Consider the following 12,078-nt stretch of genomic DNA (forward strand, 5'->3'; position numbering starts at 1 on the left):
GCGGCCTCATCCAGCGTGAGGGTATCTGCCAACCCCAGCGTTTCGACCTCATTGAGCAGCAGAGCATCACAAAACGGCAGCCATGTTGCGGTTTGCTCACGCAGCGCGTTGCTCCAGCCCTGCGGCGGCCAGCCACTGTCGACTGCGACTAAATATCCGCGTTCCTTTAGCGCCGCCAGCACTTGTGGGTATTCGGCGTACAGCGCGGTACAAAGCCAGGTGCCGCACAACAAAACCCAGTCACCGGGCTGTGCTGCTTCTGGTATTTGCGCCAGAACATCCTGCATAGAAAGACGGACAATGTGCCCCTGATTACTGAAAAATGTGCGTTCGTGGTCAGGATGCGTCACACCGAACGTCAGCGATGTTTCACAGTCACAAGTCGGCCAGTGTGGCGCACTTTCTGGAAACAGGCTCGCCAGCCAACCGGTAAACTGATCGTTACCTTGATTGGCCACTAAACGGTAGGGTGATTCCAGGGCCGCTAACGCCAGTGCGCAATTTCCAGCAGAACCACCGGGGCGCAGAGAACTGCTTTCAAGCATCGCTTCAGTGCCTTTCTTCGGCCATTCATGCAGCGTGCTCATGATTAAATCCACATTGATGTTACCTACCACGTACAGCGTGGCGCGGGTTTCTGGTTTCTTCATATTGTTGCGCTTCCCATGATGCTGGCGTTTATCCTTTACTGCCGCCCGCGGTTAACCCGCTAACCAGCGTTTTTTGCAGCCAAAGTGCGATGAACAGCGGCGGAATAGCCGCGAGAATGCCGACTGCAGCAATTAAGCCATCATCGGTGGCGCGCCCAGCGGTGAAACCGGCAATCGTGACCGGTAACGTCTGGGCGTCAATATTGTTGGTAAAGAGCAGCGCGTAGAAAAACTCATCCCAGGCCAGTAACCAGCCGAACATGGCCGATGCGCCGAGTGCGGGTTTTGCCAGCGGCAAAGTAATGCGCAACAAAACCTGCCAGTAGCGTAACCCGTCAAGACGCGCGGCCTGCTCGATATCAATGGGCAGAGCATCAAACTGGTTTTTCAGCATCCAGGTCAGGAAAGGAATGATCATCGAGCAATACACCAGAATCAGCCCAAGGTGCGTATTGAGCAGCGCCAACTTTTCCAGAATAAAGTACAGCGGCAGCACAAACGCCACCGGTGGCACCATGTAAATCGCCAGCCCGCCAAACAGCCAGATATCGCGGCCAGGATAGCGTGAAAAACTGTACGCCGCAGGGATAGCCAGCAGCAGCGAAATCAGCGTGGCACCGCAGGCCACCAGCAAGCTGTTGCCAAGGGCGTGCAAGAACAAAGCCCCGGGTTGCCCGTCCTGTAAGGTCAGCAAGCTGGCATAGCGGCTGAAATCCCACTGGCGCGGCAGCCATTCCAGCGGTACGCGGGTCAAGTCCGCCGCCGAACTCACGCTCATCAGGAACATCCATACCAACGGCGCCAGAATAGACACTGCCAGAACGAGGGCTGCGAAATAGCGCAGAATAAGCCGGATTTTCTGTTTCATTCGACACCTCCTGAACGGCGCTGGCGCAGCAACATCACCAGATAAATCAGAATCAGTACCGCGCAAATTAGCGTCATGAGTATCGCGTAAGCGGCACCGCTGCCGGCGCGCAAGTAGCTGAATGACTCCTGATAGACAAAGAAACTGACCGTTTTGGTACTGTCTAGCGGCCCGCCACGGGTCATCACATAAATGATGTCGAAAACTTTAAAGGCGTCGATAGTGCGCAAAATCAGCGCGACAGCCAGCGGGGCGGCAATGGCCGGAAACGTGATTTTGCGAAAACGACGGAAAGCCGATGCACCATCCAACCGTGCGGCTTCAAATAAATCGTCCGGGATAGTCTGTAATGCGGCCAATACCAACAGAGTGACCAGTGGATAGTTCTTCCAGATATCAGCAAACATCACCGCATTAATGGCGGATGACGGGTCGCCAAGCCAACTGCGATAGTTATCAATGAGCCCGAGCTGAGTTAACAAGGCGTTGATGCTGCCGTAATCCGGGTTGAAGTTCAGCCGCCACATCGTGGCATTCACGATAGTCGGTAGCGCCCAGGGTAAAATAACCAGCACGCGCAGAATGCTACGCCCCCAGAATTTCTGATTGAGCAACAGCGCCGTCAACACGCCGATAATGCCTTCAAAAATCACCGATACCGCGGTGAAATACAGGGTTCGCCAGAGTGCTGCGCGAAAGTCAGGGTCGGTTAACGCATAGAGAAAGTTATCACTGCCTACCCAGGCAGGTGCGGCGCCATCACCAATCAACCCGGCATCGGTAAAGCTGAGCCACAACGTGCGGGCAAGCGGCCAGGCGGTGAGCAAAAACATCATGAGCAACATGGGTGCCAGCAGCAGCCAGGCTTGTCGACGTTCACGCTGCGGTAATGTCAGCATTCAGTTTCCCCAGCTCGTCATCGTTAGCCGATGACGAGCTTGTTGGCGTTTAAAAAATAGTTATACCCTCAATAATTCGAGTTGCAGGTAGGCGGCCAATGCACAAAATCCAGGAGCTGACTCAAGTCAGTAACTGGGGTTTGTGGGTGTCGCCAACACTCCTGCAGCGTGAAGTATGACGGGTATAATTAATGCAAACGATCGGCGGCGGTGGTTGCCGCTTCCATACCGTCTTTCGCAGGGGTTTTACCCTGTAATACCGCCTGAATGTTTTGCTGCAATATATTCGATAAACGGGAGTAATCCGCCGTGACCGGGCGAGACAACATCACGTTCAGCGAGGCTTTCGCGGCGGCAATCAGCGGCTCCTGTCCTTTTTGCACCGCGGGGTCATCGTAAGACGATTTCCAGATTGGCAGACTCAGTTTGGCGTATTTGTCCTGCACCGGCTGCGACGTCATGTAGCTGATGTATTCCCACGACTGATCCGGATGTGCGCTCGCTTTGGCGATGCCCAGCCCCATCGAACCGTTCACACCAGAAGCACCGCCTGCGGTTTCACTCGGGGCCGGAATAACGCCAACATCACCCGCAACTTTGCTCTGTTTCGGGTCGTTCGCCATGTTGTACATGTACGTCCAGTTCAGCGCGAAAGCCGCGTCACCGTTGGAGAAGGACTTACGCACGTCTTCTTCCAGATATTCGCGGGAATTCGGGTTGGTCAGCCCTTTATCCAGCGTTTGTTTCATGTAATTGATCGCTTTCATTGAGCCCGCGTTGGTGAAGTTCAGCTTGCCGTCTGTATAGAATTCACCTTTAAACGCCGACACAAGTGTTGTGTAGTCGCACAGCAACGCTTCAGACTGCGACCAGCTCCAGACCAGCGGGTACTTCACAATGCCCTTTTCTTTCAGGATCTCAGACTGCTTCTCAACATCAGCCCAGGTGGCAGGCGGAGTGGTAATCCCCGCTTTAGCCAGCATGGCTTTGTTGTAATACAGATATTTGGTATCGAGGATCCACGGCATGCCCCAGCGCTTGTCTTTGTAGGTCACGGTAGAGATCGCGCCGTCAAAAATCTTGCTGCTAACCTCAGCCGGAATACGTGCAGTCACGTCCTGCAATAGACCAAACTTGTTAAATTCCGCAGGCCAGATGGCATCGAAAAGCACCACATCGTAGCCTTTGTCACCCGCACCACGTGCAGCGACAATCTTGTCGTGCAGGGCTTCGTAAGGGACAAACTCCAGATTCACTTTGATATCCGGATGCTGTTTGGTGAAATCTGCGGTCATCGCGCGGATATCGGCTTCGCTGTAGGCTGCCTGAGTCATAAACAGCGCACTGAGCGTCGTCTCGGCGAGCGCACTGGCTGTGTATCCCATAGTGAGTACCGAGAGGGCGCACAGGGTGGCCGCAGGGGTAAATCGTAGGCTCATCGTCATTCTCCGAAACAGGGGTTAAGTTTATTAAATCAATTTGATTGCTTTAATTGACTAAAAAAAATGGGAAGGCATAACTCAGCCAGTCCCTGCATCCCTGCCGGATTTACCCTTCATACTTCAGGTTGCAGATGCGTGGGTTGCGCTCTGTCACTCGAATTATTTTAGGTACAAACGTGTGCTACTCGGGTGATTAAAATCTAAATAATAACTAGCCATTATCATTAACATGGCAATAACATTCAAAGCTGTGATGGAACTATCAAATTCATATCATCCCCAGTTAACCCTAAATAATTCGGGTAACGCATCTGCAATACGAAGTATGACGGGTTGATAAAATCAAATTGATTGCTGTAATCACACTCCGCATACTGCCGGAAAGGTTTTCCGTGTGGAGAGTGATGTGATAACAACGTCTGGCACCAATCTTGAACACGCTCGCGCCCACAATCGTCGGGTCGTCATTGAAGCTATCCGTCTCAACGGGGAACTCACCCGTGCTGAAATTGCCCGACTCACGTCACTCACGCCCCAAACGGTGTCTAACATCGCGACCGAACTCGAACAGGTGGGCATTTTGTCCTCTCACCTGCCCCGTCGTGCGGGAGGGCGAGGTCAACCAGCAACGCCACTGACACTCAATCCTGATAGCGCCTATTCCATTGGCATCCATCTTGATCATCAATCGCTGCTGGTTGTACTGGTTGATCTCGCAGGCCAGGTTCGCTTTCGCAAACTTGTCCATGTGCAGAAACCCCAGCCTGAACCCACGCTTGCCCTTATTGATCAAATACAGCAAGAAATGCGCCAACAAGTGAAAATAGATTGGCGAAAAATGTTAGGCATCGGCGTAGTCATGCCGGGGCCTTTTGGTGTCGAAGGCATTTCGTCACAAGGGCCGACCACCCTCCATGGCTGGGATAATGTGGATATCGAGGCGCGTTTGAGTGCGCAAACCGGTTGGCCCGTTACCCTTGAAAATGACGCCACAGTGGCAGCAATTGGCGAGCGTTTTCACGGTGTCGCCAGGCAATTATCCTCATTCGTTTACCTGTATATCGGCACCGGTCTGGGTGCAGGTATCTTTACCGATGGGCGAATTTATACCGGGCATGCACACAATGCGGGCGAAATCGGCCACATTGTGGTGCAACCAGGCGGTCGCGAATGTTATTGCGGGAATAAGGGTTGCCTCGAACGCTATGTGTCGTTACAGGCGGCGTACGAAGCCTGTGGTCTGGACCCGATGTCAGCAAAACCAGAAGACTTATTGGATGTTGATGAAGCGCTGTTCGATAGCTGGCTGGATACCGCTGTCGAACCGGCATGCCAGGCCATCAATATTATGGAGTGTGTGTTTGATGCGCAGTGCGTGATTATTGGTGGAATGATGCCGCAGCCACTGGTTGAGAAGCTGATTAACCGCCTGACACCCTTGTATAACTCGGTGCGCAGCCGATATGCGAAAAATGCCAGAATTCGCATTGGAATGTCTGGCAGTGATACGCCTGCATTAGGTGCCGCCGCATTGCCGATATTCGATGAATTTAATCCGCAATACGAAGTGCTGTTGAAATAAGCACGTCAGCCGTTAGTTGACCCCGAACTGCTTACGGATATGGTGCTGCAACACAGCCAGCATGCTGGCACCAGACAAGCCAATCATCAGCGCACCATTCACCGCTTCGAGTGGGCCAAGCAGTTTCCACTCGGCGCTCATGACGATATCGCCATATCCCAGGGTGGCAAAGTTAACACCTGAGTGATAAACCGCTTCTTGCAGAGTGGGAAATTCCCCCAACCACAGGAACAATATCCCCCAGAACATAATTTGTAGCAGGTTGCCCATCAGCACGATGATAATAATGCCGAACAGTGCCAGTACCCCAGCCAGCATCCCTTCTCTTTGATGAAAGTGTTTGATATAAAAACGAATACAGCCGATAGAAACCCACGACTGCAACAGCATATTCAACAGGATGACCGGCATCCCCGTCAGTAAAACCAGCAACATATTAATCTCCTGGGGCGGCTTCCACCGCCGGCCGGCCACTCGGGTGCCAGCGTTCAAGAATCACAACGCATGCCCAACCATAGAGGGCAACCGCAACATATAAAGAGCAACGCATGGCAGACGCTATCCAGACATCTTTGCCAGAACCACTATCCTGAATGGCAGGGCCAAACAAGATGAGACAAGTGACCCAGGCGTTACTCCAGAAAGAAGGCGTGAACCGGTTTGCCGCAAGCCGCACCATACGTCGTGCAACCCACATACTGACCAGCGCCAGCCAAAGCACCAACATCAGCAGCGATGGCCAAATACTCAGCCCGAACCACAACACCGCAGCCAACGCAGCGCCCATCAGTGTCGAAAACACCAACTCTCGTCCCATCTGTTTTGCTGACAGCGTGTTGGTTTGCTGCGCCAGCATCACGGTTTTCATCACCGCCGGGATATAAAACGAGGGGTTGCTCAAGGCCAGAAGCCAGACAGGCAACACGATCAGTACCGCACGTAAGGCCAACTGGTGTGGCGACTCGGGGGCAAGCGCCACCTTCTTCGCAGCCGCTGCCGGAGTGGGATGCGGCGGGAATAGAGCCAGAGCAAACCGGTTAACCACGGTGCCAATAATGATACCCAGCCCCATCATCTGAGCGATACCAATGGCAAGTGATTGTTCAATAAGACCGGCTATCGGAATGACGGTGAGCGCCGTTGTCAGTAACATCGCCTGCGTGCCTTTCCCCCCCAGCCCCATAAGCATCAGCAGATAAAGTAACAAGCCAGTAAACAGCAGTGCGGGCATCGGATAGTGAGTCAGCAAAGGCACCATCAACACCCCACCAATCATGGTCACTATCAGCACGACGCCAACGACGATCCCCTTTTTGATCGGTAACGGTTTCCCCTGACACAGCACAATCCAGGCCATGATGCACCCCAGATGCGGCATGGGTAGCGCGAGGCCATAACAAACCAGCGCCGCAATGGCTGTCCCGATGCTAATCCTCAGTACGGCGCGATCTCCGTTATGCATGGTGCAGCACCTTAGTAGATATACGAGAACAGGCTCATCAACCGTATGTAGATGCTACCTAAAAAGCTCATCAGGCCACTGCCGTTCGCGTACACCAGCACATCTGCTTGGCCGCCAACCCGTAGACCTTCAACGGGCGGGAAGTCATCTTTAGAAAACGCAATTTTGACCGGGAAACGTTGTGCCTGACGCAACCAATCGCGGTTATTGTCGACCGTTGGCAGAACGCCCGCAGGTTGGCTTTGCGAAGCACTGACACCATAACCAATACTGCGCACCTGCCCTTTGAAGATATGCCCAGGCATACTGTCGAGCAGAATCGCAACTTCAGCACCAGGTTTCACATTGCCAATATTGTTCTCAGTCATGTCTGCGCTAATCCAGACATCAGTAATCGCCACCAGCGTCATCACTGGCGCACCAGCCCCGAGGAACTGGCCAATATCGGTGCGCAAATCCGTTACCAGGCCACGGTTAGTCGCAATCATCACGGTATTTTTGCGATCCAATTCAGCTTTGCGTACCGCAGAGCGAGCACTCAGAAGTTGCGAGTTGTTTTCACCCGCAACGCCTGCCGCTTCCGTTGCACGACGCAGATCGGCCGACGCCGCAGCCATTTGGCTACGCGCTGTTTCACGTGTCGCTTGCGCCACTTCAAGGCGGCGAACTGAAATTGTGCCAGGGTCTTCACGGTACAGACGTTCCTGGCGCTCAGCATCTTTGGCAGCATTCTGATAAGCGGCGGTAGCAGCCTGTACACCCGCTTTGGCTGCTGCAATAGTTTCAGTATTAGCCTTGACCGAACTCAGAACCGTTTCATAGTCCGAACGCGCTTTTGCCAGTGCGATGTCGTAAGGCTCAGGATCCAGTTCGAATAACCGATCACCAGGTTCTACCTGCTGATTGTCCTTCACATAGACTTTCTGGATCTGGCCTGAGACCTCTGCGGACATTGGGATCACAAACGCTTGAATTCTGGCCTGTGAGGTATAAGGCGCAAGCCTGTCGGCCGCTAAGTACCAGCAGAGCAGTATCACTATCGCGACGAGGAGCGTTAACACTCCACGACGACTTGCTTTTCCCGCCGGGGATGTGGGTTCGGTCATTGCTGTTTACCTTCTTTAATATCGGTTGCCGCAGGCAGAGGAGCATCAAGCAGAGGGGCCCAGTCATCGCGCTGGCGTAAATGGGCGTCGGTTTCTTTGTCAACTAATGGACGCTCACGCCCTTTCTCCCAACCACCACCCAGTGCTTTGTAGAGCGTTATCAGATCACGCATCAGAGCACCCCGGCTGTTCACCAGACGTTCCTGTTGATTGAACAAGGCTCTTTGCGAATCCAGTACCCGTTGGAAGTCAGCCATTCCCTCGCGGTATTGCGTGTTAGCAATATCCAGAGAGCGGACAGCCGCCTCCCCTGTTTGGGTCAGCAATTCGATTTCATCTTTGTCATTGGCGTAGGCGATAGCCGAATCATCGACTTCACGCGCGGCCTGGAACACGGCATCCCGATAGCGTTCATGCAGTTGCAAGAAGCGAGCGTCCTGCACCAATACCTGATTACCGAGTCGCCCTTGATCGAGCAAATTCCAACTGAACGTCGGCCCCGCAGCCCAGGACAGAGTGCTGCTGTCGCCATTACGTCCGCTAATACCTACGCTGCCGATAAGCGAAATTGAAGGATAGAGTTCGGCTTCTGCCACACCAATAAGCGCCGACTGAGCGGCCAGTTGGCGTTCGGCAACACGCACATCAGGGCGACGACGTAACAGGTCTGCTGGCAGTTCAGACACCAGCGACAAATTGCCTCTCGGCAGTTCACCAATGTTGGCCGCCATTTCTTGCAATGGGCCTGGTTTTCTCGCCAGCAGCACGCTCAAAGCGTTCTGGCTCTGACGCAGGCTAGTTTCAAGTTGAGGAATACTGGAGAGCGTCGACAAGTATTGGGTTTTTGCTTGTTGCACATCCAGTTCGGCACTGTTGCCGCTCAGGAACAGCTTCTCAGTAATCTCAAGGCTACGTTGCTGAATTTTGGCGTTGCTTTGGGTAATGTCCAACCGCGCTTCTAAGGTGCGGATGTTCACATAAATCTGCGCCACCTGTGCTGCCATCAGCACTTGAATATCATCGTACTGAGCGAGGGTGGCGAAGTAATTCGCGTCGGCAGATTCAACACCGCGCTGGAACTTGCCCCAAAAATCAATTTCCCAGCCCAGATTAAAACCTGCGCCATAGGTGGTGCTTGAAATGTAACGGTTCTCACGCTGCTGACCGCCAGTAATCACCTCACCCGTCCCGATGGTCGCCTGCGGGCCGAGTAAGCTCTCGGCAATCCCCAGTTGGGCGCGTGATTCCAGGATCCGCAGCCCCGCAATTTTCACATCAGGGTTCTTTCGTAAGGCTTCATTGATCAGTGCCGTTAGTGTCGGATCGTTGAGTTGAATCCACCACTGGTCGTAGTTTTGCGAAGATGTCTTGGCAGACATTCCCTTGGTTGTAGGTTGCCACTGAGTCATTTCCGGAACTTGTGGGGCTTTATAATCAGGCCCCAAAACAGTACATGCGGACAAGACCAGGCAGGCGCCCCCTGTTAACAGGAAGCGCCCAAAGCGATGGTCATTGGACATCTGTTCCGCTCACCACTGGGCCATTCGGGCCTTGATGGACCCAAGCCATGAAGATTCGATAACCAATTGAAAGCAAAGTTGCCCCAATGAACATACCGAGAATACCACTGGCCGCCATACCACCCAGCGCACCAATCAGTACTACAGGCATTGGTGCATCTACACCGCGTCCCAGCAACAATGGTTTGAGCACGTTATCCGCCATACCGGCAATAACCAGCAGAATGGAGTAGACGATGTTCAACACTGTACCGTTATCGCCGGTCATCCACATAATGGCGATAGCCGGAGCCGTGATGAGAATAACCGGAACCTGAGCGATACCCAGAATCAACGCCAGGATAAAGAAGATACCTACCGCAGGAATGCCAGCAAGCGCCATGACAACCCCAGCCAGCAACGCCTGAATAAAGGCCACCCCGATAACCCCCATCGCCACTGCACGAATGGTACTGGTACACAGTTTGGTCAACGCGACACCGCGGCGTTCATCAGTAATACGTACGGCAATGCGCTCAGAACTGCGTGCACCTGCAGCACCCCAGGCCATCATGATACCGGCCACGATGAAGGAGAAGACAAAACCAATTAACCCGCCGCCCATGCTAGCGAGCACACCAACAACCTGCTTGGCGATATCCCCCAACTGTGGGCGATAAGTGTTGATAAGTCCTGGTAAATCCGTCGAGGCTTTAGTCCACAAAGCGTGCACTTTGGAGCCCACTACAGGAATAGAGGCAACATCAGCAGAAGGAGCCGGGATAACCAAGCTATCGCTGCTTGCTTTGTCCACAACGTTGCTCACGCTATCACCCAATGAGCTGACCATCGCAACCGTTGGAGCCACGATTAACAACACGCCCAGCAACACCAGTGCAGTGGCTGCCCGACCTTGTTTTCCTCCCATTCGAGACGCAAAACGCTGGTGCAACGGATACAATGTGACCGCCAAAATAAGCGCCCACAGCAACATATTCATGAAAGGTGAAACGATAGTAAAACAGAAGGAAGCTAGTCCCAGGATAAGACCTAGCTTGATGAACATATCCAGAAATCTGGCAACCAGTCTTTTTTCAACGACAGTGGATAGTTCGTTATTTTCCATGGTGAGGTTATTCCAATTAATAGTGGTCACATAGTTATCCAGACCAGGCACAATAAAGGCAGGCCAGTCGATAACTGGTATTGCTTTAAAATAGGCGAGCGATTGTTTCAGTATTATGAATGAACACGATAATGATTGAATTCATTCCACTATTTCCATGATAGAACAAACAAGCATACTTGCAAAGAATGCTTTGTGATGGCTCGATTAACAGATTAATATATAAAAACACACACAAATAACCATTAAAAAAACCACCAATTACCACAAAAACCAGCATTTAACACAACAAAAACAATTCGCAATCAGAATTAAAAACTACCGAAAGTCACTTTCATATTGAACTGTGTTATGTAAGCAGTTGTAATACGTTAAAACCTGATGAAAACAGCACCATAGCATTAAAGAAGTAGCACTTTCGGTCCAACACACGCAAGCATTAGATGCCATGAAGCACTTAATGAGTTCGTATTGTGGATAGGCAAGAACCCGGGCGGCTAAAAGATTAATTTACTGCCACCATTCAGTTAGCAAGGTAATTAAAACCAACCGGTAGCACAAAATAGTGCAATTTGTTTTTTATTTTTAAATAAACATTAATTGTCTGGAATAAAAATTATTAATTTCACCAGTGACAATAAACATTGTCGGGTAACTATTCTGTCATTCATTCTAAAAGCAGTCCCTTTTCTGCGCTAAACGATGTCTTATTTGCCTTAATACCCAGCCTGGAATGCCCTTCTGTGAACGGTTTGATCGTACAAAGTACCCGCTATTTTTATCAATTTCTGGGAGGCGCTATGTCTGTTTCTATCGATATTATCTCTTGTATCACCGAAAGCTTTGTGGAGCTGACCACCACCTAATAACGCGGTTAATGCCCCTTGCCTGACGTTCGACAAATGGAAAGCGCAGCTGGTTGATGACGAATACAACCTGCTGGAAACCTTAGAAACCGCATTCTGATGCTTATCTGCCCTATACCGTTATCTTTCCCAGTTAGGCACTGGCATGACTGTTTATTTTTAAACAACAAACTGTGGCAAAACTCAAAATCTGGACCATAGTCATTACCTAGGGATCGCATTTTCTTTTCCACAACCAAATAAATGAGGTTTGTCATGAGAATAGCGCAAGTCGTTTTTGCAACCATAGCTTTGGGCGCCGTGTCATTTGGCGCAATGTCAGCTGAGTTGTTGACTAAGGAAGCATATAACGACCATAAAGACGAGTATGTGAAATTGGGTACCATCACCACCAGCGGCGAAACTGCACCAAGCGATGCCAAAGACGAGCTATCCAAAAAAGCCGATGAGTTGGGTGGCCAATTTTACGTTGTAACCTCTGCTGACACCGAGAATAAAATTCACGGTACAGCTGATGTGTACAAGAAAAAGTAACATCAACCCCGGTTAACTAAAAATGGGCAACTTTTGTGTTGCCC

Annotated in this window: 11 protein-coding genes; 2 read left to right on the forward strand and 9 right to left on the reverse strand. The window is 51.6% G+C overall.

Annotated features, from left to right (window positions below):
* From VJY99_RS14095 to VJY99_RS14110, 4 genes are all read right to left on the reverse strand, one after another.
* The coding region (locus VJY99_RS14095) for a carbohydrate kinase family protein (RefSeq protein WP_324119517.1) at positions 1 to 650 on the reverse strand (650 nt) is incomplete at its 3' end.
* 28 nt (positions 651 to 678) lie between these two features.
* Complete coding sequence (locus tag VJY99_RS14100; RefSeq protein ID WP_324119519.1) at positions 679 to 1,518, reverse strand: carbohydrate ABC transporter permease; 840 nt, start codon at positions 1,516 to 1,518, stop codon at positions 679 to 681.
* Complete coding sequence (locus VJY99_RS14105; RefSeq protein ID WP_324119521.1) at positions 1,515 to 2,417, reverse strand: sugar ABC transporter permease; 903 nt, start codon at positions 2,415 to 2,417, stop codon at positions 1,515 to 1,517. Before VJY99_RS14105 ends, VJY99_RS14100 begins: the two co-directional genes overlap by 4 nt.
* Positions 2,418 to 2,605: 188 nt before the next feature.
* A complete protein-coding gene (locus tag VJY99_RS14110; RefSeq protein ID WP_324119523.1) occupies positions 2,606 to 3,856 on the reverse strand; it encodes an extracellular solute-binding protein in 1,251 nt (416 codons plus the stop codon).
* Between the two features lie 412 nt (positions 3,857 to 4,268).
* Between VJY99_RS14110 and VJY99_RS14115 the strand changes: the two genes are divergently transcribed.
* The gene (locus VJY99_RS14115; protein ID WP_324119535.1) at positions 4,269 to 5,441 is read left to right on the forward strand and encodes an ROK family transcriptional regulator; all 1,173 of its coding nucleotides are present in this window, start codon (positions 4,269 to 4,271) and stop codon (positions 5,439 to 5,441) included.
* 12 nt (positions 5,442 to 5,453) lie between these two features.
* Here the strand turns inward: VJY99_RS14115 and VJY99_RS14120 are convergent, their stop codons facing one another.
* Genes VJY99_RS14120 through VJY99_RS14140 form a run of 5 tightly spaced genes read right to left on the reverse strand, consistent with a single transcriptional unit; the run spans position 5,454 to position 10,634 of the window.
* On the reverse strand, positions 5,454 to 5,876 hold the full coding sequence (locus tag VJY99_RS14120; RefSeq protein ID WP_324119525.1) for an ion channel: 423 nt from the start codon (positions 5,874 to 5,876) through the stop codon (positions 5,454 to 5,456).
* 1 nt (position 5,877) lies between these two features.
* Positions 5,878 to 6,903: a DUF2955 domain-containing protein gene (locus VJY99_RS14125; RefSeq protein WP_324119527.1), complete on the reverse strand. Its 1,026-nt coding sequence runs from the start codon at positions 6,901 to 6,903 to the stop codon at positions 5,878 to 5,880.
* Between the two features lie 11 nt (positions 6,904 to 6,914).
* Positions 6,915 to 8,009: an HlyD family secretion protein gene (locus VJY99_RS14130; RefSeq protein ID WP_324119529.1), complete on the reverse strand. Its 1,095-nt coding sequence runs from the start codon at positions 8,007 to 8,009 to the stop codon at positions 6,915 to 6,917.
* Positions 8,006 to 9,529, reverse strand: coding sequence for a TolC family protein (locus VJY99_RS14135; RefSeq protein ID WP_324119531.1), 1,524 nt, complete (start codon positions 9,527 to 9,529; stop codon positions 8,006 to 8,008). Before VJY99_RS14135 ends, VJY99_RS14130 begins: the two co-directional genes overlap by 4 nt.
* Positions 9,519 to 10,634 (reverse strand): AI-2E family transporter, encoded by a 1,116-nt coding sequence (locus VJY99_RS14140; protein WP_324119537.1) that lies wholly within the window; start codon positions 10,632 to 10,634, stop codon positions 9,519 to 9,521. The genes VJY99_RS14135 and VJY99_RS14140 overlap by 11 nt, the downstream gene beginning before the upstream one ends.
* Positions 10,635 to 11,755: 1,121 nt before the next feature.
* Between VJY99_RS14140 and yahO the strand changes: the two genes are divergently transcribed.
* On the forward strand, positions 11,756 to 12,034 hold the full coding sequence (gene yahO / locus VJY99_RS14145) for a DUF1471 family periplasmic protein YahO (RefSeq protein ID WP_324119533.1): 279 nt from the start codon (positions 11,756 to 11,758) through the stop codon (positions 12,032 to 12,034).
* The last annotated feature ends 44 nt before the right edge of the window (positions 12,035 to 12,078 follow it).

The sequence above is a fragment of the Buttiauxella sp. genome, from assembly GCF_035271705.1.
GTDB lineage: Bacteria > Pseudomonadota > Gammaproteobacteria > Enterobacterales > Enterobacteriaceae > Buttiauxella.

Coding starts and splice junctions, on each gene's coding strand:
- VJY99_RS14135 (WP_324119531.1), bottom strand. CDS start 9,529: ATGTCCAATGACCATCGCTTTGGGCGCTTCCTGTTAACAGGGGGCGCC.
- yahO (WP_324119533.1), top strand. CDS start 11,756: ATGAGAATAGCGCAAGTCGTTTTTGCAACCATAGCTTTGGGCGCCGTG.
- VJY99_RS14100 (WP_324119519.1), bottom strand. CDS start 1,518: ATGAAACAGAAAATCCGGCTTATTCTGCGCTATTTCGCAGCCCTCGTT.
- VJY99_RS14110 (WP_324119523.1), bottom strand. CDS start 3,856: ATGAGCCTACGATTTACCCCTGCGGCCACCCTGTGCGCCCTCTCGGTA.
- VJY99_RS14140 (WP_324119537.1), bottom strand. CDS start 10,634: ATGGAAAATAACGAACTATCCACTGTCGTTGAAAAAAGACTGGTTGCC.
- VJY99_RS14125 (WP_324119527.1), bottom strand. CDS start 6,903: ATGCATAACGGAGATCGCGCCGTACTGAGGATTAGCATCGGGACAGCC.
- VJY99_RS14120 (WP_324119525.1), bottom strand. CDS start 5,876: ATGTTGCTGGTTTTACTGACGGGGATGCCGGTCATCCTGTTGAATATG.
- VJY99_RS14105 (WP_324119521.1), bottom strand. CDS start 2,417: ATGCTGACATTACCGCAGCGTGAACGTCGACAAGCCTGGCTGCTGCTG.
- VJY99_RS14130 (WP_324119529.1), bottom strand. CDS start 8,009: ATGACCGAACCCACATCCCCGGCGGGAAAAGCAAGTCGTCGTGGAGTG.